The 23,709-nt window shown below is 58.7% G+C and carries 20 protein-coding genes; 12 read left to right on the forward strand and 8 right to left on the reverse strand.

What is annotated here, in order from left to right:
• Positions 1-9: 9 nt before the first annotated feature.
• Positions 10-1,677: an ABC1 kinase family protein gene (locus tag EIK79_RS05340; RefSeq protein WP_185715519.1), complete on the forward strand. Its 1,668-nt coding sequence runs from the start codon at positions 10-12 to the stop codon at positions 1,675-1,677.
• Positions 1,678-1,818: 141 nt separating this feature from the next.
• Here EIK79_RS05340 and EIK79_RS05345 read toward each other — a convergent pair whose 3' ends face one another.
• Together EIK79_RS05345 and EIK79_RS05350 are read right to left on the reverse strand one after the other, a co-directional pair.
• Positions 1,819-2,178, reverse strand: coding sequence for a winged helix-turn-helix domain-containing protein (locus EIK79_RS05345; RefSeq protein ID WP_124954093.1), 360 nt, complete (start codon positions 2,176-2,178; stop codon positions 1,819-1,821).
• 420 nt (positions 2,179-2,598) lie between these two features.
• Positions 2,599-3,774: an endonuclease/exonuclease/phosphatase family protein gene (locus tag EIK79_RS05350; RefSeq protein WP_124954094.1), complete on the reverse strand. Its 1,176-nt coding sequence runs from the start codon at positions 3,772-3,774 to the stop codon at positions 2,599-2,601.
• 118 nt (positions 3,775-3,892) lie between these two features.
• Between EIK79_RS05350 and EIK79_RS05355 the strand changes: the two genes are divergently transcribed.
• The 6 genes from EIK79_RS05355 (at position 3,893) to EIK79_RS05375 (ending at position 8,387) form a co-directional block, all read left to right on the forward strand.
• On the forward strand, positions 3,893-4,960 hold the full coding sequence (locus tag EIK79_RS05355; RefSeq protein ID WP_124954095.1) for an aminotransferase class I/II-fold pyridoxal phosphate-dependent enzyme: 1,068 nt from the start codon (positions 3,893-3,895) through the stop codon (positions 4,958-4,960).
• 59 nt (positions 4,961-5,019) lie between these two features.
• Positions 5,020-5,394 (forward strand): translation initiation factor IF-5A, encoded by a 375-nt coding sequence (locus EIK79_RS05360; protein ID WP_124954096.1) that lies wholly within the window; start codon positions 5,020-5,022, stop codon positions 5,392-5,394.
• 26 nt (positions 5,395-5,420) lie between these two features.
• Positions 5,421-6,242, forward strand: a complete 822-nt coding sequence (speB, locus tag EIK79_RS05365) for an agmatinase (RefSeq protein WP_124954097.1) — start codon at positions 5,421-5,423, stop codon at positions 6,240-6,242.
• A gap of 28 nt (positions 6,243-6,270) precedes the next feature.
• Positions 6,271-6,420 (forward strand): PIN domain-containing protein, encoded by a 150-nt coding sequence (locus tag EIK79_RS17750; protein WP_148094130.1) that lies wholly within the window; start codon positions 6,271-6,273, stop codon positions 6,418-6,420.
• Between the two features lie 122 nt (positions 6,421-6,542).
• Complete coding sequence (locus EIK79_RS05370; RefSeq protein ID WP_124954098.1) at positions 6,543-7,301, forward strand: Nif3-like dinuclear metal center hexameric protein; 759 nt, start codon at positions 6,543-6,545, stop codon at positions 7,299-7,301.
• Positions 7,302-7,376: 75 nt separating this feature from the next.
• Positions 7,377-8,387, forward strand: coding sequence for a deoxyhypusine synthase (locus EIK79_RS05375; RefSeq protein WP_124954099.1), 1,011 nt, complete (start codon positions 7,377-7,379; stop codon positions 8,385-8,387).
• Positions 8,388-8,422: 35 nt separating this feature from the next.
• Here EIK79_RS05375 and EIK79_RS05380 read toward each other — a convergent pair whose 3' ends face one another.
• The 3 genes from EIK79_RS05380 to EIK79_RS05390 form a co-directional block, all read right to left on the reverse strand.
• Positions 8,423-9,493, reverse strand: coding sequence for a rod shape-determining protein (locus EIK79_RS05380; protein ID WP_221621687.1), 1,071 nt, complete (start codon positions 9,491-9,493; stop codon positions 8,423-8,425).
• Between the two features lie 183 nt (positions 9,494-9,676).
• The gene (locus EIK79_RS05385; protein ID WP_124954100.1) at positions 9,677-10,630 is read right to left on the reverse strand and encodes a FlaD/FlaE family flagellar protein; all 954 of its coding nucleotides are present in this window, start codon (positions 10,628-10,630) and stop codon (positions 9,677-9,679) included.
• Positions 10,631-10,885: 255 nt separating this feature from the next.
• Positions 10,886-11,122 carry a transcriptional regulator gene (locus tag EIK79_RS05390; protein WP_124954101.1) on the reverse strand — a complete coding sequence of 79 codons (237 nt, stop codon included), beginning with the start codon at positions 11,120-11,122 and terminating at the stop codon, positions 10,886-10,888.
• A 161-nt stretch (positions 11,123-11,283) separates the two neighbouring features.
• Between EIK79_RS05390 and ligA the strand changes: the two genes are divergently transcribed.
• Positions 11,284-13,404: an NAD-dependent DNA ligase LigA gene (gene ligA / locus EIK79_RS05395; RefSeq protein ID WP_124954102.1), complete on the forward strand. Its 2,121-nt coding sequence runs from the start codon at positions 11,284-11,286 to the stop codon at positions 13,402-13,404.
• A gap of 120 nt (positions 13,405-13,524) precedes the next feature.
• Complete coding sequence (locus EIK79_RS05400; RefSeq protein ID WP_124954103.1) at positions 13,525-15,264, forward strand: MBL fold metallo-hydrolase; 1,740 nt, start codon at positions 13,525-13,527, stop codon at positions 15,262-15,264.
• A gap of 674 nt (positions 15,265-15,938) precedes the next feature.
• Here the strand turns inward: EIK79_RS05400 and EIK79_RS05405 are convergent.
• Positions 15,939-16,946, reverse strand: coding sequence for an AIR synthase family protein (locus EIK79_RS05405; protein WP_124954104.1), 1,008 nt, complete (start codon positions 16,944-16,946; stop codon positions 15,939-15,941).
• 41 nt (positions 16,947-16,987) lie between these two features.
• Positions 16,988-17,251, reverse strand: coding sequence for a hypothetical protein (locus EIK79_RS05410; RefSeq protein WP_124954113.1), 264 nt, complete (start codon positions 17,249-17,251; stop codon positions 16,988-16,990).
• A gap of 94 nt (positions 17,252-17,345) precedes the next feature.
• Between EIK79_RS05410 and EIK79_RS05415 the strand changes: the two genes are divergently transcribed.
• Both EIK79_RS05415 and EIK79_RS05420 read left to right on the forward strand, forming a co-directional pair.
• Entirely contained in the window at positions 17,346-19,100 is a 1,755-nt protein-coding gene (locus EIK79_RS05415; RefSeq protein WP_124954105.1) for an excinuclease ABC subunit C, read from the forward strand.
• A gap of 59 nt (positions 19,101-19,159) precedes the next feature.
• The gene (locus tag EIK79_RS05420) at positions 19,160-20,233 is read left to right on the forward strand and encodes an SPFH domain-containing protein (RefSeq protein WP_124954106.1); all 1,074 of its coding nucleotides are present in this window, start codon (positions 19,160-19,162) and stop codon (positions 20,231-20,233) included.
• Positions 20,234-20,313: 80 nt separating this feature from the next.
• On the opposite strand, the gene uvrB is transcribed toward EIK79_RS05420, so the two are convergent.
• Complete coding sequence (gene uvrB / locus EIK79_RS05425) at positions 20,314-22,401, reverse strand: excinuclease ABC subunit UvrB (RefSeq protein WP_124954107.1); 2,088 nt, start codon at positions 22,399-22,401, stop codon at positions 20,314-20,316.
• A gap of 236 nt (positions 22,402-22,637) precedes the next feature.
• Between uvrB and EIK79_RS05430 the strand changes: the two genes are divergently transcribed.
• Positions 22,638-23,709 (forward strand): PPC domain-containing protein (locus EIK79_RS05430; RefSeq protein ID WP_221621688.1); only part of this gene is annotated, 1,072 nt, incomplete at its 3' end.

Raw genomic sequence — 23,709 nt, forward strand, 5'->3', positions numbered from 1 at the left:
GGCAGATCGGTGATGCTCCGCGCGTACCGGCGGTTTTTCGTCGTCGCGTGGCAGTTCCTTCCGCTTTTCTTCGCATTCGCCCGCGACCGACACCGGTTTCTCCTGTTCGGTGACGGCCGGCGGGTGTCGAGCGAACAGCACCGCGAACGCGCGCGTACCCTCCGACGCTCCTTTCTCACCCTCGGACCGACGTTCATCAAACTGGGACAACTACTTTCGACACGACCAGACATCCTTCCACCGGAGTACATCGACGAGTTGACCCAACTACAAGACCGGGTTCCGCCCGCGCCGTGGCCCGAGGCGAGAGACGTAATCGAATCCGAACTCGGTCCTATCGATGAGACCTATGACAGCTTCGATACCGAGAGCATCAGCGGTGCGAGTCTCGGACAGGTGTACACCGCCGAGTTCGACGACGAGACCGTGGCGGTGAAAGTCCGCCGTCCCGGCATCGAGCCGCTCGTCCGGACTGACCTGCGCGTCATCAAGTTCTCTGTCCCCCTGTTGGTGCCGTTCGTCGATGACGCCCAGGCGTTCTCGCTCGAAACGCTCGCTGAGGAGTTCTCACGGGTTATCCGGCAGGAAATGGACTACGAGCGGGAGGCAACCATGCTCCGCGAGATTCGCGGGAATCTCACCGACGACGATGTCCGTGTGCCAGCGGTTGTCGACGAACGATCGACCGGCCGTGTGCTCACGATGGAGTACGTCGGTGGAACGAAGATAACCGATATCGACGACGACGACACACTCGGCATCGATCGTACCCGTCTCGCGGAGACGCTCGAACGAGCGTACTTCGAGATGATCATCGACCACGGCGTGTTTCACGCCGATCCACATCCTGGGAATTTGGCGGTCGAACCCGACGGAACACTCGTATTGTACGATTTCGGAATGAGCGGTCGGGTCGATCCGTTCATCCAAGATCGGATCGTCGATTTCTACATCGCCATCGCAAACCAAGATACGGACGCCATTCTCGACGCGCTCATCGAGATGGGGACACTCAGTCCCGAAGCCGATCGGGAGGTGATGGCAGAGGTGATGGAACTCGCAATCGCTGACGCTCGGGGTGAAGAGATCGAACAGTACCGCGTCCAACAGATAGTCAATCAGATCGAAGACACGATTTACGAGTTCCCGCTCCGCCTACCGCCGAATCTCGCGCTCGTGCTCCGGGTGGCAACCGTCGTTGAAGGCGTCTGTGTCACGCTGGATCCGGAGTTCGATTTCGTCACAGTCGCAACGGAGTTTCTGCGCGAAGAGGGGTACCTCGAAGCTACTGCGCGCGAATTCGTCCGCGAACAGCTCGACACCTTCGAACGGGCGACGCAATCGACGCTGCGCGTGCCACCAAAACTCGAACGCGCGTTGGACCGCGTCGAACGCGACAGCCTCGTCGTCCAATCCGAACTGAACGACCCTGACGGCGTGCTCAATACCCTTGCCAAACGGCTTGTACTCGGAATGGGGCTATCTACTGGTGTGCTCTCGACCGTGGCGCTGTACATCTCTGATGCGTTGTTCGGAGCGCTTCTCATGACGGTCCTCTCGTTTGGTATTGCTGTGGTGCTGTATCACTCGTTCCGGAAACAACGGGGCATCCGTGCGCGACCGCAGTTCACGCGCCAGAGCATGCGTCAACGAGAGGACGAGCGAATCGAGGACTGAGCACACGCCACTAACGGAGTGCTTCAGAACGGGAGCCGAATTTTCCCTCCGCAACCAGGGTTGAGTCTGCAACCACCTCGGATGGCAACGAAACGGGGATGCTTTTTCGATCTGAGAGCATTATTGTTGGCGGTGAGATGATTACTCCTTGAGTGGTTCGGTGTTCTGTCTCCCGAGTGCGGCAAGTTCGGCGTTCAGCTCCACGATCAGCTGCCCCACGCGGCTGTCGAGATTGTAGCGGTAGCGTCGTCCGCCCGCCGTCTCCGTGACGACGCCGCATTCGACCAGCGTGTCGATGTGCCGCCGCACGCTCTGGCGGCTTACGCCCGCGAACTCCGCGAGTTCGGTCTGCGTGAACTCCTTTTTCGGGTCGGCCTGCACCAACGCGTCGATCAGCAGGTGGACGCTGTTGTGCTGACAGAGATACAGCCAGCCGGATGGGTAGGCGATCCGACGCTCTTTCGTGGACATCTTCTCTGGATCAGCCTGTGACCTATGCATGGATTCATAGATGTATCACAAGTATATAAGCATTGTCTCATACATGCTACTTCAAAGTAGCAACGCTTACAATCAGGTCTCATATACGAGATGTATGAACAAGCATGAAATCATGTGCTCGATATGTCGTGTGCTCGTAACAAACCATGCATACGGGAAACCACTTCCACGTGATGTGATACTGAAAAATGCATCCTTTCCTGCTCACGAAGGGGACACAGCAAAGATCGCTTTCGATGCTGTTCGACGCAAGAGGTTCATTACCACTTGCGGCAAACGAGGCATTCAACTTGACAGTTCGGAGTTTGGATCACTCATACAGTTTCTCCATGACGAGTGTGGCTGGGAGCGGTTCGAGTTAGAACTACGTATCAAACACTTCGAAGGGTGGGATGATATTCAGTGGCATGAAGAGTAGTATCACACCGCGACATCAGCCCAAACCAGCCTGTGATCTGACGCCGCCTCTACGTCCCGTCGCAGCCCTCGCTTGTTCGCGTTCTCGCTGGGCCACACCACCGCGGAGTCACAAACCGAGAGATCCGGCGAGGGGAGCACATAGTCGACTTGCTGTCCGAATTCGGCCGTGAGATACGGGGAGCCAGCCTGCGCGCCGCCGGGACTCGTGGGGAACCGTCGGGTGTTGAACTCACCGTCGAGGAAATACGTGTTCACAGCCCGGAGCGTCTCCCCGTCTCCGGGGCTGGCGTTCATGTCGCCCAGCAGCACGTAGGACGCGTTGTCGTGGAGACCGCCGCGCTGTTCGTTGTCGTCGTACACGTAGCTCGCACCATCGGCGTAGTCGGCCAACAGTCGGATCTCGTCGTGACAGCGCTTCCCGTTGAAGTTCTCCGGCCCATCGAACACGGGCGGCGTCGGGTGGGCCAACAGCGTGTGGACGGTGGTGTCAGGACAGGCAATGGGTACATCAACGTGGGTTTTCGAGGAAAGTCGGAAGCGATCCGCCTCTTTGTCGGTGAGACGCACATCATAGGTGGGATCGCGAACGATCTCGCTGTCGGGCATATCTTGCCACCGAAACCGCCGAAACGACCGGATCGCGTCGGTTTCGATCGGATATCGGCTGATGATCGCCAGCGCGTACTGACCAGGGTACTGGCCGAAGCCGTAGGCGTCGTCGGCGTAGCCCTGATCGCCGGGGGTGTCGTCGACCGTGCCGTCGTTGTCGAGATCCATCCCGCTATGGACGCCCGTGTTGCTCGGTGGCGTATACACGTACGGATACTCGATACCGGTGAGGTCCTCGCGCTGGGGAACACACAGATAGTTCTTGACGAACGCTCGGGTGTTCGTCGGCGTGGCCGGCACGTCTTTGACTGCACTCGCCTGTCTGTTGTTGACGAGTTCGTTGAGCGCGAGGACGTCCGGACGCACCTCCTGAATCACCCGCGCGGCAGCCGCCGCCTGTGGATCGCCCCGGCTCTGCACCTGTTCCGTTGTGAGATTCTCGATATTGTACGTCGCGAACGTAACCGACTGAGGAATCGACCGACCGCCGACGATCCCACTGAGTGATGCTGTTGCGACCGCTGTCCCACTCATTGCCAGAAACCCGCGTCGTGACGTGTGTTCCATGCACGAACAGATCATAGAACATGAATATTTATTCTTTTGATTCGAATGTTCATTCTGTTCGAGGGGGGAATCGAGCGCACAGTGGTGGTATTTTCTCCCTTCGGTGTGAACGATCTGTATGGACATCGAGCCGTTTACGCTGGAGCGCTGGTTTGCGGCCCACGAACACGAGGCAGACATCATGCTTGCTGAAAGCGGAATTCGGAGTCTTTCCGCGTCTCGATTCGATCTCGATGTCGGGAAACTCGGATACGTAATCCCGACTAACGGCGATCCGTCGTTTCGGGCCGAGATTGCCGCTCGGTACGGTCGTGACCGGGACGAAGTGGTGTTTACCTGTGGGACACAGGAAGCGAACTTCCTCGCGTTTCTGTCGCTGTTGAATGAGGACGACCACGCCGTTGTCGTCACCCCAACCTATCAATCGCTGCGTGCAGTTCCCGAGTCGCTCGGAAGCGTCACGCGCGTGGAGTTGACGCCGCCCGAGTGGTCGCTCGATCCCGACGCGGTCGCGGAGGCCATGCGCCCGGAGACGACGCTCGTCGTCGTAAACAACCCCAACAATCCGACGGGAAAGTACCATTCTGAAGAGACGATGAACGCTGTGTACGAGTTGGCTGCCGACAACGGCGCGTATCTGCTGTGCGATGAGGTGTATCGGTTGCTGGCCGACGACCCGATTCCACCCGTAACCAGCATGGGACCGTACGGGATTTCGACGACCAGTCTGACGAAAGCCTACGGATTAGCCGGACTTCGCTTTGGGTGGCTAGCAGGACCGCCGGAAGTCGTTTCGACGGTTAATCATTGGAAGGATTACACCACGATCTCGCCGTCACCGTTCGGCCAACACGTCGCTAAACAAGCGATCGACGCGGAAGACGAAATTCTCGTCGAAAATCGGACGCTGGCTCAAGAACACAAAGCGGAGACCCAGAGCGTGTTAGAAGCGCACGGGCTCGATTGGTACGATCCCGTCGGTGTCAACGGCTTCGTGACCGTTCCGGACGGGTTTGCGACCGGACGATCGTTCTGTGAACGGTTCCTTCGAGAGGAGAGCGTGGTTCTCGCACCAGGCGACGCGTTCGGTGTGCCTGACCGTTTTCGGATCGGATTCGGACTGGCGCGCGAGGAGTTGAACGAGGGGCTGTCCCGGCTCGATTCGTTCCTCTCGCGCCACGAGTAGCGCGCTACCGGTGCTAATGCTTCCAAACCGTTTATACCAGCACGCCTGATACACGCGGTATGGCGAAACAACAGACGGAAGTTCGTGATCTACAGGAAGGCAGCTACGTGATGATCGATGAGACGCCGTGTGTGATCAACTCTTACAGCACGGCAAAACCCGGCAAGCACGGGAGCGCGAAAGCCCGTGTCGAGGGGAAAGGCGTGTTTGATGAACGGAAGCGCAACTTCACTCAGCCCGTCGACGCGAAGGTGTGGGTGCCGATCATCGACCGAAAACAGGGTCAGGTCATCAGCCTCAACGGCGACGACATGCAGGTAATGGATCTAGAAAGTTACGAGACGTTTACGATGCGGGTTCCAGACGGGTTGGACCCATCTCCTGATGACGAAATCGAGTATCTCGAACACGAGGGCCAACGGAAAGTCGTCTGATCAGCTTATTCTACTCTACCACCAAGATGTTTCCCGGAGCAGTAACTGATCGAGAGTCGGCTGCGTACGTGATCGTCGGTGCGCCGCTCGACGTTTCGACGACGTTCCAACCCGGCACTCGATTTGGGCCGGATCGAGTGCGACTGTTCGCTCGGTCGTTTGAGGATTACGACCACCACACCGGGGGTCACTTCTCCGAGCTTGGCGTTCATGACGACGGAGACCTCCATGCGTGGGACGACGCCCAGGAGTATCTCACGTTTCTCGGCGGGAAGCTCTCTGACATCCGCAATGAGGGAGCGATGCCGATCCTCATCGGTGGGGAGCACACCGTCAGCCGCGCCGGTGTTCAGGCGTGTGAGCCGGACGTGTTCGTTGCACTCGATGCGCATTTGGATCTCCGGGCGGAGTACGACGGGAATCCGTCGAGCCACGCCACCGTCACCCACCACGCGCTCGAAACCGCAGAGGAGGCGATCATTCTCGGTGCCCGAACCGGTGACGAGGCCGAGTGGGAGCGAGCGAGCGCCGGTGATGTAACTGTCGTCGAGCCAGACGAACTGTCGGACTGGCTGGCGTCCATCTGTGACCAATCACCGGTGATCGACGGCTCGGTGTATCTGAGTATCGACATCGACGCCGCTGATCCGAGTGTTGCGCCCGGTACCGGAACGATGGAGCCGTTCGGACTCGGTTCGTGGGAGATGCAAGAAGTGGTTCGCACGCTTGCACCGGCGTGCGTCGGCTTCGACGTGGTAGAGGTGAGCGACCGTGACGACGGACAGGCGGCGACACTCGCCGGGAAGTTGCTCCGGTCGTTCGTCTATCAACACGCCGCTGAGACATGACTCTCTTTTGTTGAGATGATGGTCTCGAATGATACTTGATACGAACTGTCTCGTTGCTCTCCGAGACAGCGATGACGGCGCGAAAACCAAATCAGCCGAACTCGAAGCGACGGGATTGTCGCTCCGTCTCCCATCCATCGTTGTTTGGGAGTTCTCTTTCGGGGCCGAAGCACGATGAACCGGTCGTTACAGACAACAGTGACTTCGAGACGTCGACGGGTTGCGCGTGGAGTGGTACCGAACTTGACACCGTTGTCCGTATCGCCCCACGTTTTTGGTACGCTCTCCTCAATCTGGGGTATGGAACTGCCAGAGCTGTGTGATCGACTGGATGAGCAGCTTCGTGTCGACGCGTTCGCTGATATCGACGCAAGCGCAAACGGATTACAGGTCGGACCGCAACAAGCCGAGATCGACCACGTCGCGCTCGCGGTCGACGCCGCCGTGGCGACGATCGAGGAAGCTGCGACATTGAACGCGGATCTCCTTCTCGTTCACCACGGGCTGTCGTGGGGGGGATTCGAACGAGTGACCGACCGGACATACGAACGGATCGCGCCGCTGATCGACAACGACATCGCACTGTACGCCGCTCATCTTCCCCTCGATGGTCACCAGCAGCTGGGGAACGCGGCTGGAGTGGCCGACCGGCTCGGTCTTGTGGATCGAGCGCCGTTCGGATCGGTGGGAACGGAACGGATCGGTCAACGCGGTCGGCTTCAGGAACCGGTGCCCACCGAGGAGCTGGCCGATCGGCTCACGACGCTCGAAAACGAGCGCGTACAGACGCTTCCCTTCGGACCAGAGCCGATCGAACGCGTGGCGATCGTCACTGGCAGCGGCGTTGATTGGATTGACGAAGCCAGCAACGTCGGCGTGGACGCGCTCATCACTGGCGAGGGTAAACAGCAGGCGTACCACGAAGCCAAAGAGAGCTCGCTCACCGTCTTTCTCGCTGGACATTACGCCACCGAGACGTTCGGCGTCCGCGCGCTCGGATCGCTGCTCAATCGGTGGGGAATCGAAACGTCGTTTATCGATCATCCGACCGGACTGTAACCGGCCGACAGCGGTCATCTTCCTGAAACGCACAGGGATCGCGTCGTTGAAACGCCTGCCCCCCGCAACGGTGTCATGAACGACGCTGATTCCGACGACGGAGAGACACCACGAACGGAGTTTCAACACGATCCGATCGACCACATGGATCTCCGTGCGGGCATGACGGTCGAGGAACTGATCGGAGAGTACGGCAACGCGGGCATTGGCGCGGCCAATATCCACGACGCGACCGATATCGTCGCAGAGATGTTCGCGGACGACACGACCGTGTTCTTCGGACTCGCAGGCGCGATGGTTCCCACCGGGATGCGTGCGATCGTCGCGGATCTGATTCGAGACGGCCATATTGACGTGCTCGTCACAACAGGGGCGAACCTCACCCACGACGCCATCGAGGCCATCGGCGGCAAACACCACCACGGGGAAGTCGGCGGAGAGCACGCCGACCGCGAACACGACGAACAGCTCCGCGATGAAGGAGTCGACCGCATTTACAATGTGTATCTCCCGCAGGAACATTTCGCGCTGTTCGAGTCACATCTCCGCGAGGAAGTGTTTCCGGCGTTCGAAGAGCCGGTGAGCATTCGAGCGTTCACCGAACAGCTCGGGCGCGCGAACGCCGCCGTCAACGAGCGCGAGGAGATCGACGAGGAGCCGGGAATTGCCGCTACAGCCGCCGAACACGATGTTCCGGTCTACGTCCCTGCGATCCAAGACTCCGTACTCGGACTTCAGGCGTGGCTCCGCTCACAGGTTGCTCCGTTCTCGCTCGACGCGCTGTCGGATATGTCCGAATTAAACGATATCGCGTACGAGGCGGACAGCACAGGTGCCTTTGTCGTCGGTGGCGGCGTTCCGAAAAACTTCGTGTTACAGACGCTGCTTGTCACGCCGAAAGCGTACGATTACGCGGTCCAGCTGACAATGGACTCGCCTCAAACCGGGGGACTGTCCGGCGCATCGCTCGATGAGGCCCGTTCGTGGGGGAAGCTCGAAAAGAACGCGCGCAACGTTTCTGTTTATGCCGACGCTACCGTGACGCTACCACTGGTCGTAGCCGGCGCACTGGATCGGATCGCATGACTACCGGGTCTCGGTCACTCGTTTCCTGTCGGTAATCAGTAGACATCATCTTCCACAAACCGTTGAGCGATGCGTTGTGCACCGCGTGCGGCAGCGGTCACCGGTTCCTCGGGCGCGGTTACTTCGACTTCGTGCTGGAGTTCCTTGCTGAGTCGATCCTCGAATTCTTGAACGAGACCGGGGATGCAAGCCATGCCACCGGTCAGAACGATCGGCTCCTCTAAGGTTTGCTTGTAGATCTTGATGTATCTGTTCGCCAGTTGAGGAAGGAACTCGTTTGCGATCTCGTTGACGGCCTCATCGACGTACCGATCGAGCGCGTCGACCACGCTGCGCTCGATCGTGAACTCGTGGGTCCCGCCACCGGGTTGCTGAATGATGTCGGTAAACGGCTGGAAGTTGTTGAAATCGCCGTGTTCTTCTTTGTACTCTCTCGCCGTGGTCTGATCGATGTTCACCCGGCCCTGGGTTTCTTCCTCGACGTTATTAGCGATCCACCGATCAACCTCGTTGCCGGTGACCGATCCCGTTGAAAATCCGGACAGCTGTTCACCACGGCGGTAGGCACACGCTTCGAGGTTCGTCGATCCCATGTTGATCGCAATGAAGATCCGCTCGATCGCGTTCAACCCGCCGCCGAGCGCCGGAACCGATCCACACAACGACTCCGGATAGCTCCGGATGAGCTGGCTTCCGATGCCACTCTGTTCGATCACTTCTGCGAGATTCGACAGTCCCCGCTCGTTGTCGATCGTCGGAATGGCGTACACTACAACGCTGTCCTCGGGAACGTTGTTGGCCCGCGCGAATTTGTTGAAAAACGTCGCAGCGGTTTCGGCTCGTTCGTCGTCCTCAGGCAACCCCGACCGAAGCATGAACTGCACTCGCTCGGGATACTCGTTTGCTGCCTCCTCGCCGTACACCGCACGGCGTTTCCCTGTTAACACGTCCTGGTACGTCGCTAAACACGTGAGCGTCTCGTGGGTGCGAACGACGTTGCCTTGTGGCTGTACCAGAACTGTTCGGGTGCTTCCCAACTTCACACCGACTGGAGTCGGACTCTCTTCGTCTAGTTCTTCCTCTTCGTCCATTTCCTCATCGAGCATGTTGCTACCCTGTTTTAGCTCCTGGTACTTAGCATCGTCCGTATGGTCCTGAATTTTTCATTGATATATAAATATAACCTATAATATAGAAATATGGGACAGACACGCATTACGAAAGGTACGCCGATGATTAATCTCCCTGTTGAAAAGCTGTCCACTGTGACGGACGGCACGGATCACCACTCAGTAGAAGACCATCCCTTCAGCACTGAGCGAGGCGATTTTAGCGGCGTAGACGAAGTTGAGGAGATGGTCGCCGCGGTCGAACGTGTCGAAGCCATTTCCGTCTCGGTAATCGATCCACTGGAGTCGTTCTTTGAGTTGTTCGGCCACGGGTTCGGTCATCCAACCGATTTCTCGATACCGATCGAGTGCCTCGGTCGCCCCGTGGGTGCCTGCTTCGAGCGTGAGAAACTCTAGCCAGTCAGTGATGAACGTCTCGGCTTCGTCGGTGGCCAGCGCCGTGAGATACGGTTTCTCTCCGATCCGTTTGGAATCGATTCCCGCGATCATGAGCAATCGCTTTCGCTGTTCTTCGGTCGGATCCTCGACGTGGGTTCGGTGTTGTTCCGGTGGCTCGGACCACACGAATCCGTGTATCTCCGAATCAGACAGTGATGAAACAATACTCGTGTCTACACAGTCTGCGATCGTCCGAAGCTCCTCCACTGGATAGTTGATCGGATCAATAACGACGCTGTCAGGGGATTCATCACTATCATGGCGCTCAGTAGCCGCCTCTGAAACGGCGGTCGTACCACTGGCGTGGTCCAACTCCGGCGCGTCGTCTCCAGTTGATTCAGCGACAAACTGAGTGAACACAGCTTCATCGGTAGCGTTGTCACCGATCATAGAGTTTTCCGGCTCCGAATTACGAGACACATTGTGATCGTTATGCAGCGACCCATCCGTTCGTCGTTCGGTGGGACTGGCCCATTCGAATTGGTCGTTCGGCGTCGTTTCAGCGAGTGGTTCAGTCGACGAGACTGCGTCGGTTTGGGTGGTGGTTCGATCGGACGTTTCGGTGTCATCGGCCGTCCAAACGAATCCGTACTCTCGGGATTCAGCGTCTGACGCGTCATCTACGCGCCCATCGTGGGTTTCAGACACGTCGAAATCGCTCGAATCCACCACCATCGCCTTTCACTGATGTGCGTAACAACAGCACAACAATCTTTCCTCATCGGTTGAGATGTAGAATCCGACAAACGACCCCACGCCCAAACAACTTATGGGTGGGCAGCGGATATATCCGCACGGTATAAGCAATCGATAGCCCAGCAAGACGCCCGATGACGATGACCACGGACTGAGTCGGACTCGGCACCCGGCAGTGATGAACCCTATGAGTTCCGAGGGAACACTTGTCTACGGACGGATCGACGAGACGGACTACTGCATAACAGAAATCGCGTCTCGTACACGGTGGAGATCGCCGTCGATGCCTGCTCCTGAACAGTCCTCTGTGGGACATTCATAATGCCAGCCGTCTTTCGTCGCGCGTCGCTCCGGAAAGCGCTCGCCACAGCATTCACAGAACAGTTGGGCGTCGGTACACGTATCTTGGTGGAGTTCGAGTTCGAGTTTCGTGGCGAACGTCCGCTTGCAGTTCCTACAGCTGTGAACCATATTCCCGTTTCGGCCGCCAACGACTATAATGTTACCGACACGAAGCCATAGTGTATTGAGATAACCGTCTCACCGAAGGATTCAGCGTGATTCGAGGTGGCGTCTCCGGTCTCACGCTTCTTTTGCCTGCTTTTATGCGGAGGCTCCTACTAGAGCGGACAATGAGTCACACACACCACGAACGTCCGGATAATCCCTACATCGGTGATCCGGAAACGGAGTTCGAGTCGGTCGAATCGCTCACGGAAGCGACAGCGGCGGCCCAAGCCGAACAGCTCCGAGAAGCGGTTAGGTATCACGACCGACGGTACTACGTCGACGCAGACCCGGAGATTCCCGATCGGACCTACGACTCGCTGTTTTCGCGGCTACAAACGTTAGAGGAGGTGTTCGATCTGGACACGACGAACAGTCCCACCCAGCGCGTCGGTGGGTCGCCGCTCGACGAGTTAGGGACGGTCGAACACGTGGAACCGATGTTATCGATCGATTCGAGCGGTGAGGTTACTGATGTTCGGGAGTTCGACCGTCGGGTACACGCCGATCTCGGACTGTCCTCTGAGACCGAGCAAGCGTCCTTGGACGCGTACGCCGACGATCCCGTCGAATACGTGTGTGAACCGAAGTTCGATGGGCTGTCAATCGAAATCGTGTACGAAGACGGCCAGTACACGCGAGCAGCAACCCGTGGCGACGGCGAAACGGGCGAGGACGTGACTGAAAACGTTCGTACCATCTCCTCGGTGCCCCTTGTCTTGCAAGGCGACGTCCCCGAGCAGTTGGCCGTTCGAGGTGAGGTGTTCATGCCCCGAGACGCCTTCCAGGCACACAACCGCGAGCGTATCGAACGGGGCGACGACCCGTTCGCAAATCCTCGGAACGCCGCAGCGGGGACACTCCGCCAACTCGATCCCAGCGTTACAGCGGAGCGCCCGCTCGATTGCTTTTTCTTCGACGTGCTCGACAGTTCTCACTCGTTCGATACCAACTGGAAGATCCACGAAACGCTACCCAACTGGGGGCTCAAAGTGAACGACAGGACAGCGGTGGTTGACGACATCGAGACCGCTATTGACTACCGTGAGGAACTGGTGTCGGTTCGGGAAGCCCTCGATTACGAGATCGACGGCGTCGTGATCTCAGTGAACGACCGCCAACGCTGTGATCGACTCGGGCGGACCGCACGCGCACCGCGGTGGGCCTTCGCGTATAAGCTACCCGCCCGAACCGAGGAAACGACGGTCCGGGACATCGTCGTCCAAGTAGGCCGTACCGGTCGACTCACCCCTGTCGCGCTCCTTGATCCCGTCGAAGTCGCGGGCGTGACGGTTTCTCGTGCAAGTCTCCACAACCCTGACCAGATCGAGGATCTTGGCGTCGACGTTGGCGACCAGGTCCGCATCGAGCGCGCGGGCGATGTCATCCCGTACGTGAGCGAAGTCACCGATCACGCCTCCGATTCGTCGTTCACGTTTCCGACTTCGTGTCCGGTCTGTGATAGTCCTGTCGAGCAGGAGGGACCACTCGCATTTTGTACAGGTGGGTTGACGTGTCCGATGCAGCGCAAGCGGTCGGTCGAACATTACGCGAGCCGGAGCGGGTTAGACATTGAAGGAATGGGTGAGCAGCGTCTCGACCAGCTCATCGACACGGGGCTGGTCGAATCGATCCCGGATCTGTACGATCTCAGGCAGTCGGATCTCGCTCGACTTGACGGCTGGGGTGACAAAAGCGCCCAGAACGTCATCGAGGAACTCGAAGCCGCAAAGGAACCACCGCTGGATGAGTTTCTCACCGCACTCGGCGTTCCCGAAGTCGGTGCGACGACGGCCCGCGCACTTGCTCAGGAGTTTAATTCCTTAGACGAACTCATAGACGCAACGAAAGCCGAACTCCAGTCGGTCCCAGACGTTGGCCCGACTGTCGCTGCTGAGATCCGGGGCTTTTTCGACAACGATCGAAATATCTCCGTTCTCGAAGAACTCCGCGAGCACGGCGTCGATCCACAGCCGGTCGAAGCGCCAACCGACGCAGCACTCGACGGACTGACGATCGTGTTCACCGGATCGCTCGATCAGTTCACGAGAGACGACGCCCAAGAACTCGTTGAACGCTATGGGGCTAACGCCACAACGAGCGTCTCCGGAACGACTGACTACCTCGTCGCCGGTGACAATCCCGGAACGAACAAACTCGAAAGCGCTGGGGAACACGACACAACCGTGCTCGATGAGTCGGAGTTCGTTTCCGTTCTCGTAGACCACGACATCCCCTACGAGTAAACGAAATTAGTATTATAACCACTTACCTCCGTCTATTTGCTATACAGTCCACAAATACATCCTGATTTTCAAAATATCCATGAATCATGGTTATATATTTTAAGCCAGTATCTATCATGTATGAGGTTGCACTACCAACGTGCAAATCCCGATACAGGGGGTGAATCGTTTTTATTACGGTTCGAGGAGGTTTGTTCAGATCGAATCGCATGCCTGCTCGTGAACTCCGGGCGTGGCGTCGATGTTGACGATCTCCTCGACGAATCGCGTGGCGAATATCTCATGGGTATTGTCGTCAATAACGCTCATCCGGAGTGTTACTGTACACTGGGTAAGAACGCGCGTGATGATGTACCGATCTACGTGACACACCAGACGGCCCAGATCGTAGCGACAGCGCTTACAGGACCACACGCACGCACAATCGAGCAGCCCGAAACCGTCCTTGAACAGATGGTTGTCGTCGACGGATGGCACCAGTTCGTAGACGGGGTACAGTTGCATCCAGTCCCAGTGGGTCACGCTCCTGGTGCCGCAGGGTTCCTATTCGAGATCACCGACGGGAAGCGCTACCGGACGCTGTTCATTGCTGATGAGTACACCGTCCGACAGGCCGGTGGCTATCCCGGCGTGTCACTCGATCTTGACATCGAAATCGACGCGATGATTGTCACTGACGCCGTCGATCAGCCGGTACAATCGGCACTTACGGAGGCGTGTTCGATCATCTGTGAGCGCGCCAACACCGGTTCGACGGTACTCATTACCGCTGACGAGCCGACGGGGCTACACGTCGCCGGGTTGTTAGGCCGACTCGATCAGTCGCGTTCAGTCACCATCCTCGGTCGGATCGCAACCTTATGGGAGGAGTTCGGCTACTCGGCTCCGAACGTCACGATCGATCCCGAAGATCGGCTAGAGGCGCTCAGCTCCGGATCGATCGCGGTTGCGACGCCGACCACACCCGTTCAGGGACTGTCCGGGCGACTGTTCGAGGAACTTTCCGACGACCCTGAGGCGATGGTGGTTCGGCTCACACACGGGGAAGCCACGCCGATGTCGGCGTCACAGTGTATGGTGCAATCGCTTCCGTGGCAGAATCTTCCAACCCGAGACACCCTCAGTACGGTCATTGACGCCTTCAATCCTGTACAGGTGGTGGTTGCGGATCGCAACGCGACAGACGACCGTGGCGTTCCCGCCTGTGACAGCTTCGTCTGGTGTATCGATGACGATTTGGTGTACACACTCTTCGACGGTGCCCGCTGGGTCGCGCCTGCCGAAGTCGATCCCGACACCGAGCACCGGATTCGAAACCGCGTGAGCGATCGGTACGAGGAACCGCTGTTGAGCGAGCACGGACCATCGATACCGCTCTCGCAGTACAGCGAGCAGGATCTCGTTGCGGAAGGGATCGACGCCGAGGCGATCAACGAGCAGATCCAAGATCCACCGACTCAGTCCGAAACGCCGGAACAAACTGCGACTCCAATGGCCCCACCCGTCGTCTCCGACACGACAGCCGAATCGAGCGCAACCGACGGCGGCACCACCTCGATCGGTGTCTCTTTAGCAGCACTCAACGACCAGCTCACTACCGTCCGGTCGATGATCGACGGTCGAACACATCGCGCGAGCGTTGTGGATGCCGGAGACGGTGTGTACCTGTTCCGTGTTCAAGATCCTCCAGCGGCGTTCGAACACGGCCAAGAGGTGTCTCTCCTCGTTGCCGCCGACAAGGAGCACGGACTGAACCAACGTCAGAAATCGCAACGACAAGCTGAGACTGAACACACCGCTGAGGGAGATAACCCCGAGACGGATTCCGAACCCTCCGATGTCTCGACTGAAGCGGTGTGAATAGCGTTTTCGACTGTTTCGAAGCTTCTGATCCCCGACATCGAGCCGACTGCCGAGTTTCCGCGCACAACGCGTCTGTTGGAAGGCAAACTATCCAGTCGGCCAAATACATCTCACAGCGCAAGGATCTCAGTGAAACTGTAGGCTTCTCTTGAGCTCATAGAAAAATGGGGGGAGAATATCCCCCACGACTTCCGTGATGACGTACCCAAGCTACCGCCGATTGTGTTCTGTTGTCTTTCCTCTGACACTTATGACAGCTACGCTAGTGGTATCACGCTCCGGTGTGAGAGCCGGAGCGTTCCGACAGGCGATTTGACCGACCCACGATTCGATGCCGTCGTCCACATCCTGACCCACTCGCCGACACACGAATCGGATGGGTATGCGAGACCGACGTGCAACAGGAATCCGGAGGCCCGGCTCCGACAGTGATACGTGTCGCGTGTCGGTTGGTTCGATTCATGTGTCCCGATATTTCTCCGACGACCGACATCACAAGGCTACCACGGCCATCGTTCGTTTCGGTCTGTGGTGCCATGCCAACCACACTCTTCGTTCGTCCTCTGGATGTATAATACTCCCAGTTGTCTCAAACGGCGATTTTATCGTGTCGAAATAACAGATTTAATTGCAATAATTATAATTTCCATTATTTGTATTAGGCATAATAATCACGGGTCGGTCGCGTATTCGGCGTACACCGCCCACGATGGATCGGTTTCGGGATGTCTGACCCGTGTCCCATCGACGTACACCCCCCTACCGGTGTGGGCTGTTCCAACAACAGCGGCGTCCGTTCCCCGGTCATGGAGCGCAGCAACAACGCGGTCAGCGTGCTGTTTCGGTGCTGTGATGAGGAGTGTCCCGGAGCTAGTCGCGTGCCACGGTTCGATATCTAGATACGCACACACGTCATCAACAGCGGGTTTCGTTGGCACTGTTGTGCTGTCGATCTCCAATCGTAGTCCGCTGCTGGCTGCGAGTTCGGTCAACCCCCCTTGGAGTCCGCCCTCAGTCGCGTCGTGGATCGCCGTCACCGGTAGCTCGCCAGCAGTGAGCGCATCCCGGACCGTATTCGTTTCGGAGAGCCGTCGTTTAGCGGTGGCGATGGTGTCCTCAGGGAGCGACATGCGATCACCGAACAGCGTCGTGAGCAGTCCGACGGCTTCGACCGCCGGTCCGGTCGTGACGATCACCTGATCGCCTGGTTGGGTGCCGTCTGGTCTGATGATATCGTCGTGGTCCCCGACCGCGAAGGCGGTTGCGCTCCCGATCCACGGATACTCACAGCCTTCATACCGGGCGGTGTGGCCGGTAACGACGCTGACGCCAAGCTCCGTCGCCGCGTCGTCGATAGCACTCCAGAGCGTCCCGAACTCCGCATCAGTCATTGACGGCGGCAGCGTGAACGAGATCGAGAGGAATTGAGGGGCAAAGCCACTGACGGCTACGTCAGCCAGCACGATGTTGAGGGCGAATCGGGCCGCGCGCTCAAAGCCCAGCGCTGGGAGGATCGATATCGGATCTGTTGCCACAACAAGCGCGCTGTCGTTCACGTCGATGACACCGAAATCCACGCCAGGCGTCGGACCGAGCCGGACATCCTCACGGGACGCACCGAGGTTCGGATGGATGTACTCCTCGAAGAACCCCCTGTCGATCTTGCCGTAATCGGGCATGTGGTCGGTATAGGTGTGGCTCTGTCCTGTACGGTTCGATCTCAGACCGCCTCATCCGGCGCGTGGGTTTCGGCCATCCGCGTTGCTTCCGTGGCATACCGCTGGCGACGCTGCTCGTCGTCAACCGGTTCGAGGGTATCACGCGGAAGGTCGACCGCCGCCGTCACTTCGGTTCGAGAAAGCATGGTCGCAGAGAGTTCCTTTTGGTGATAGCGGTCGCCGTCGGTGGTCGCGTAGACGACCGTGATGAGATTTCGCGTGTCGTATGATCGCTCGACCATCCACAGGCGAACGTCGTCGGCCATACACGCTGTACCGGCCGCGACGGTTTGTAGCCACCGAACTGGCACAGCATACCACTCGTCACCTTCAACCATCCACGACCGCTATGGGACAGTGATGGATCGCACGGCTGTTCGTGATCGTGCTCGTGAACTGCCCCGCGAGCCGGGCGTGTACCAGTTCCTCGATGAGGAGTCCGTGGTGTTGTACGTGGGGAAAGCGGTAGCGTTGCGCGATCGAGTTCGGTCCTACGCCGATCCACGATCCGCACGGATCGGCCGGATGATCGAGCGTGCCGACACCGTATCAGTCGCGGTGACGGACACGGAAACCCAAGCGCTGTTGCTGGAGGCGAACATGATAAAGCGCCACCAGCCACCGTACAACGTCCGGTTGAAAGACGACAAGTCGTATCCGCTGGTGCAGTTGACCGACCACTCTGTTCCCCGCATCGAGATCACCCGAGATCCGGACGCGGCGGCGACTGTGTACGGACCGTACACCGACAAAGGCCGGGTCGAAACCGTGGTGAAGGCTGTTCGGGAACTGTACGGCGTCCGTGGCTGTTCGGATCACAAGTACGCAAACCGAGACCGGCCCTGTCTCGACCACGACATTGGCCTCTGTACCGCCCCGTGTACGGGCGAGATCTCACAAGCGGCGTATTTGGAAGATGTCGAGTCGGTCAAACGCTTTTTCGAAGGAGAAACAGGCGTGCTCACCGATCCACTCACACGAGCGATGGACACCGCGAGCAACGCCCAGCAGTTCGAGCGCGCTGCGAACCTCCGTGACCGGCTCCACGCTGTCGAGGCGTTTCACGGCGACGGCGGCGCGGCCGTCAGCACACGCGAAGAACGGACTGTCGACGTGCTCGGCGTCGCAATTCAGGGATCGACGGCGACCGTCGCTCGCCTCCACAGCGAGAACGGCAAGCTCGTTGATCGCGAGCGTCACACTCTTTCCGGGGCTGGCGTCGACGCGTCCGCCACAGAGCATCCGGATGGGAGTGCGGCTGTCTTGAGCGCGTTCATCCCGCAGTACTACGCCGAGCGTCGGCTTCCTGACACACTGTTGTTGCCCGAGCGACCGACCGACAACGACGTTGCCGACTGGTTAGAGACCGAAGGGGTTGCGGTAACGATCCCCGGTGCTGGTCGAGAGGCGAAGCTGGTTGAACTCGCACTGAAAAACGCCCGGCGAGGAACCGACCGCACCGACGAAGGAGCATTGCTCTCCCAAGCGCTCGGTTTGGATTCGATCGACCGTATCGAGGGGTTTGACGTGAGCCACGCCCACGGACGGGCCGTTGTTGGTAGCAACGTCACGTTCGTCGATGGCCAACCGAAGAAGTCCGCCTACCGACGGAAGAAACTCACCGACCGGAACGACGATTACGCGAACATGCGCGAACTGATCGGCTGGCGTGCCGAACGCGCTCGTACAGAACGAGACGACCGTCCTGAGCCGGATCTGTTGCTCATCGATGGTGGCTCAGGACAGCTCGAGGCTGCTCAGCAGGCACTTGCAGAGTGGGAGTGGGAGATCCCGTGTGTCGGGCTCGCAAAAGCGGAGGAAACGGTCATCACCCCCAACCGGACGTTCGATTGGGCCAGCGACGCGCCACAGCTCCACGTGCTTCAGCGCGTCCGGGATGAGGCCCACCGCTTTGCCGTCCAGTACCACCAAACGCTGCGCGATGACATCCAGACCGTTCTGGACGACGTGCCCGGGATCGGACCGAAAACCCGAGCAAACCTACTCCGGCGGTTCGGATCGGTCGACAACGTCAGAGCCGCCTCACTCACGGAACTCGAAAGCGTCCCTGGCGTCGGAACACAAACGGCGGAAACGATCGAGCAACGGCTGTAGGATACTACTGCTATTCGATCCACGAAACACTTACCCCCCTGTCCGGGGTATGTTATCATATGAACAGCCCGTTGTACAGGGCAGAGCAGTTGACGGCGCGGTGGACGCTGCGTCAGTTTGCGGCGTATTTCATCGCGCTCTTCGTGCTCGCGGGCGTGTTCACGCTGTCGGCAATCGATCCCGTGTTTACCGCTGGGCTAGTGGTGCTCGGTGTCGTCATCGCGGGGATGGCGAGCGCCGTGGAGATTGTCAGGGCCTACGAGAAGCGGGCGCTTTCAGTGGTGGGCGAGTACCGGGGGCTGCTCGATCCAGGATTGCATTTCGTCCCGCCGTTCGTTTCTCAAACGTATCGGTTCGATCTCCGGACACAGACGCTTGACGTTCCCCAACAGGAGGCGATCACGCGGGACAACTCGCCGGTGACCGCCGACGCCATCGTGTACATCAGGGTGATGGATCCCGAACGCGCGTTTCTCGAAGTCGACGACTATCGCCGGGCTACGTCGCTGCTGGCACAGACCACACTCCGGGCAGTGCTCGGGAATATGACGCTAGACGATACGCTCTCTCAGCGCGAAGATATCAACGAGCGCATCCGTGCAGAGCTCGACGAACCGACCGACGAGTGGGGCGTGCGCGTCGAAAGTGTCGAGGTTCGGTCAGTCGAGCCGACGCAGGGCGTCGTGAGCGCGATGGAACAGCAATCCGGCGCAGAACGCCGCCGCCGGGCGATGATCCTCGAAGCACAGGGCGAGCGCGTGAGCGCCATCGAGCGCGCAGAGGGGGACAAACGGGCGAACGTCACCCACGCAGAGGGTGAAAAACTGGCCCAGATTCTCGAAGCCCAAGGAAACGCTGTGTCGACGGTGCTCGGTGCGAGAGCGGCTGAATCAATGGGTGAACGCGCAATTATCGATACTGGGTTAGAAACGCTCGGAGCGGTCGGCCAGAACGATTCGAACGCGTTCGTCTTTCCTCAGGAACTCACGTCGCTGCTCGGTCGCTACGGAACGCGTCTCTCGGGCAGCGACGTGCGGAGCGACGCTACAGAATTGGAAAGCCAGCTGCTCGATCCGGAAACGCGCGAGCTGCTCGATCTCGATTCGATCGAAGCGATCGGTTCAGGTGAGTGATCTACCGAAGACGCTCGTGTATGCTTCGCGGCTGAAAAACAGGTCGTCCAGGTTGACGGTGGCGAGTTCGGGGTCGCTCATCAGAACTCCTCGGTTTCTGGCGCGATTCCCTCCTCATCCAGTTCGTACGCGTCCTCGATCTCCCGGATGCGATCCCGGATGTCCGCAGCCAGCTCGAATTCGAGGTTGCTCGCAGCCTCGTCCATCCGTCGTTCGAGATCCGCGATGTACTGTTCGGCTTCAGTGGACGAGTCGGGTTCGACGCCCGCCACGCTCTGGGTATCAGTGTCGCTGCCGGGCAGCGTCGTCTCCCCGACTTCCTTTTGGATCGTTTCGGGCGTGTAGCCGTGGTCTGCGTTGTACTGCTGTTGGATCTCGCGGCGACGCTTTGTTTCCTCGATCGCTGCCCCCATCGCGTCGGTCGTTTCGTCGGCGTACAGCACCACGGTTCCGTTGACGTTGCGGGCTGCCCGGCCCATCGTTTGGACGAGCGTGGTCGTTGACCGCAGAAAGCCCTCCTGATCCGCGTCGAGGATCCCGACGAGCGACACCTCCGGGATGTCGAGTCCCTCCCGGAGCAGGTTGATGCCGACAAGCACGTCGAACTCACCGAGACGCAGCCCACGGACGAGTTCGTGTCGTTCGAGCGTATCCGTCTCGTCGTGCATGTACTCGACCGCGACGCCTGCCTCATCAAGATATTCAGTGAGATCCTCGGCCATCCGCTTTGTCAGCGTCGTCACCAACACCCGTTCGTCGTTCTCAATTCGGTCGTCGATGCGGTTGAGGAGATCATCGATCTGGCCCTCTGTCGACGCGATTTCGACGCTAGGATCCACGAGATGGGTCGGACGGACGATCTGCTCGACGATCTGATCGGAGTGCTCGCGCTCGTACTCTCCGGGTGTTGCACTGACGTACAGCCTGTCTCCTGTTCGTGCTTCGAACTCCTCGAACGACAGCGGACGGTTGTCGTAGGCCGTCGGCAGCCGGAAGCCGTTGCTGACGAGCGAGTCTTTGCGGGATTTATCGCCAGCGAGCTGTCCCCGGATCTGCGGTAGCGTCTGGTGGGATTCGTCGACGACGGTGAGGAAATCATCGGGGAAGTAGTCCAGTAGGGTGTACGGCGGGTCGCCGGACTCGCGGTCGCTCAGATGCACGGAGTAGTTCTCGATACCCGAGCAGTACCCCGCTTCCCTGAGCATTTCGAGATCGAACGTAGTGCGTTCCTCGATGCGCTGGGCCGCAACCAGATCACCCTCTCGTTCGAAATACGAGACGCGTTCATCGAGCAACTCCTCGATCTCTCCGATCGCTCGCTCTACCCGCTGTTCGGGGATCGAGTAGTGCTCCGCCGGGTGAACGAGCACCGCCCGCTGTTCACCCTTCGACTGACCTTCGACCACGTCGATCTTCTGCATCCGGTCGATCTCCTCGCCCCAGAATTCGATTCGCACGGCGTACCGACCGTACATCGGGAACACCTCCACGGTGTCGCCTCGAACGCGGAACGTCCCTTGTGTGAACTCAACGTCGTTGCGCTCGTAGTTGAGATCCACGAGCGCACCCAACAGCTCATCACGGTCGATCTGTTGCCCAGTTTCGAGCCGGAGCGACATCTCTGTGTAGTTCGCCGGATCACCCAGCCCGTAGATGGCCGACACCGACGCCACCACGATCACATCGTCTCTGGTGAGCAACGACCGCGTCGCTGAGTGGCGCAGTCGGTCGATCTCCTCATTGATCGAAGCGTCCTTGTCGATGTACGTGTCGCTCTGTTCGACGTACGCTTCCGGTTGGTAGTAATCGTAGTACGACACGAAATACTCGACGGCGTTGTCCGGAAACAGTGTTCGAAATTCGTCGTACAACTGGGCCGCGAGCGTCTTGTTGTGGGCGATCACCAACGTCGGCTTCTGGATCTCCTCGATTACCCACGAGACGGTGTTTGTTTTGCCCGACCCAGTTACCCCCAGCAATGTCTGTTCGTCCGCACCGTTCTGATAGCCCTCCACGAGTTGTTCGATGGCCGTTGGCTGATCACCCGCCGGCTCGAACGGCGCATCGACCCGAAACCGTCGATCAAGATCCGGACGATCCGGAGACAGCGGCGAGGAATCCGCACCGGAATCGGAACGAGCATCGGAGCTGGCGCTGGGATCACTCATCGAGAACGATTGTAGTCGAGAGCACTTCAGCCGCTCGATCGCAGCGGTTCGATCCTACTGAGACGGCCACAAGACTTATTATTGCTATATAGACATGTCTTTTGGCCACAAGGCTTATGACTGATATGAATGCATCATCATGTGGCCAGACGGCGGTAGTGTCGACACTCTGTCGGCAGTAGCGCCCGATGTGTCATGACAGAATGATTAGAAAACGAATAACGATCAGTGTGGTAGTGGTGTTGGTTCTCTCCGTAGTTGGGGCTGGTGCAGTGACGACGGGTGTGTTGGCCGCCGAGGAGACAGACGATAACGATAGCCGTTCAAGTGCCACGGAGATGGCCGCTAACAGCACCGAGACCGGGACGGTTGAAGCGAACGACACCGACTGGTACGCGTTCGATGTGGAGGCTGGTGACCGGATACACGTCGATCTCACGATGACGACGGATAATAAAGAGAACCTCCACTTCGATATCATCGGTCCGAACGGTGAGGAGGCTGAGGCGTATCCCAACGACGCGTTAGGACCTGCATACACAACCAACCGGTTAGTTTCTGGTCCCTCTGCGCTTGGTGGCGATATTGCTGAACAGTCCGGAACTTACTATGTGCAGGTACGTTCTGCTGGTGACACCATCGGAGAACCGACTGACTACGAACTTACGGTTGAAACCCAGACACTCGATCAGTACGATCCGAACGAACAGCCAGCGTCTGCCGCGTCAGCCGAGTCGGGAGAGACGATCTCGGCGGTGATGAGTGGTTCGGATGACGATGTGTACGCGCTCGATCTCGAAAAGGGCGAAACAGTCAACCTGACGACAAACCATAGTAACTCCGTTCTGGTGAACACGCAACTTCTCGGACCGAACGCAAGCGATGTGACACTCCACGGTTTCCTCAGCGAGCACGTCGTGGCATGGGACTATTCAGATTCGTTCACCTACACCGCAAACACGAGTGGAACGTATTTCATTCGGGTTACGGCCCATGAAGAAGGGATCGGATCGTTCGATAAGGAGGCCCCCTATGAGCTTACGGCTACCGTCTCTGGAGCCGATGATGGGGACAACGATGACAGCCGTGAAACCGCTACGGAAATGGCTCCCAACAGCACCGAGACCGGTGCCCTCGAATCGAACGACACCGACTGGTATGCGTTCGATGTGGAGTCGGGAGAACGAATCTGGACGCATCTCGATCTCGGTGAAAACGATACGACCCTCGACGAAAACACGTCTGCACGACTCGACATCTTCGGACCGTCCGGCGAGAAGGTGAACGACTATCCCCACGACGGGATGG

Origin of the sequence: Halocatena pleomorpha (assembly GCF_003862495.1) — an archaeon.
In the GTDB taxonomy this organism is placed as follows: domain Archaea; phylum Halobacteriota; class Halobacteria; order Halobacteriales; family Haloarculaceae; genus Halocatena; species Halocatena pleomorpha.

What these genes read in the sequence shown, in the direction of transcription:
- EIK79_RS05415 (WP_124954105.1), top strand. Translation starts at nt 17,346, where the DNA reads ATGGATCGCACGGCTGTTCGTGATCGTGCTCGTGAACTGCCCCGCGAG.
- EIK79_RS05370 (WP_124954098.1), top strand. Translation starts at nt 6,543, where the DNA reads ATGGAACTGCCAGAGCTGTGTGATCGACTGGATGAGCAGCTTCGTGTC.
- EIK79_RS05355 (WP_124954095.1), top strand. Translation starts at nt 3,893, where the DNA reads ATGGACATCGAGCCGTTTACGCTGGAGCGCTGGTTTGCGGCCCACGAA.
- EIK79_RS05380 (WP_221621687.1), bottom strand. Translation starts at nt 9,493, where the DNA reads ATGCTCGATGAGGAAATGGACGAAGAGGAAGAACTAGACGAAGAGAGT.
- EIK79_RS05410 (WP_124954113.1), bottom strand. Translation starts at nt 17,251, where the DNA reads ATGGCCGACGACGTTCGCCTGTGGATGGTCGAGCGATCATACGACACG.
- speB (WP_124954097.1), top strand. Translation starts at nt 5,421, where the DNA reads ATGTTTCCCGGAGCAGTAACTGATCGAGAGTCGGCTGCGTACGTGATC.
- EIK79_RS05390 (WP_124954101.1), bottom strand. Translation starts at nt 11,122, where the DNA reads ATGGTTCACAGCTGTAGGAACTGCAAGCGGACGTTCGCCACGAAACTC.
- EIK79_RS05360 (WP_124954096.1), top strand. Translation starts at nt 5,020, where the DNA reads ATGGCGAAACAACAGACGGAAGTTCGTGATCTACAGGAAGGCAGCTAC.
- EIK79_RS05375 (WP_124954099.1), top strand. Translation starts at nt 7,377, where the DNA reads ATGAACGACGCTGATTCCGACGACGGAGAGACACCACGAACGGAGTTT.
- EIK79_RS05350 (WP_124954094.1), bottom strand. Translation starts at nt 3,774, where the DNA reads ATGGAACACACGTCACGACGCGGGTTTCTGGCAATGAGTGGGACAGCG.
- EIK79_RS05405 (WP_124954104.1), bottom strand. Translation starts at nt 16,946, where the DNA reads ATGCCCGATTACGGCAAGATCGACAGGGGGTTCTTCGAGGAGTACATC.
- EIK79_RS17750 (WP_148094130.1), top strand. Translation starts at nt 6,271, where the DNA reads ATGATACTTGATACGAACTGTCTCGTTGCTCTCCGAGACAGCGATGAC.
- ligA (WP_124954102.1), top strand. Translation starts at nt 11,284, where the DNA reads ATGAGTCACACACACCACGAACGTCCGGATAATCCCTACATCGGTGAT.
- EIK79_RS05345 (WP_124954093.1), bottom strand. Translation starts at nt 2,178, where the DNA reads ATGCATAGGTCACAGGCTGATCCAGAGAAGATGTCCACGAAAGAGCGT.
- EIK79_RS05400 (WP_124954103.1), top strand. Translation starts at nt 13,525, where the DNA reads ATGAGGTTGCACTACCAACGTGCAAATCCCGATACAGGGGGTGAATCG.
- EIK79_RS05385 (WP_124954100.1), bottom strand. Translation starts at nt 10,630, where the DNA reads ATGGTGGTGGATTCGAGCGATTTCGACGTGTCTGAAACCCACGATGGG.
- EIK79_RS05420 (WP_124954106.1), top strand. Translation starts at nt 19,160, where the DNA reads ATGAACAGCCCGTTGTACAGGGCAGAGCAGTTGACGGCGCGGTGGACG.
- uvrB (WP_124954107.1), bottom strand. Translation starts at nt 22,401, where the DNA reads ATGAGTGATCCCAGCGCCAGCTCCGATGCTCGTTCCGATTCCGGTGCG.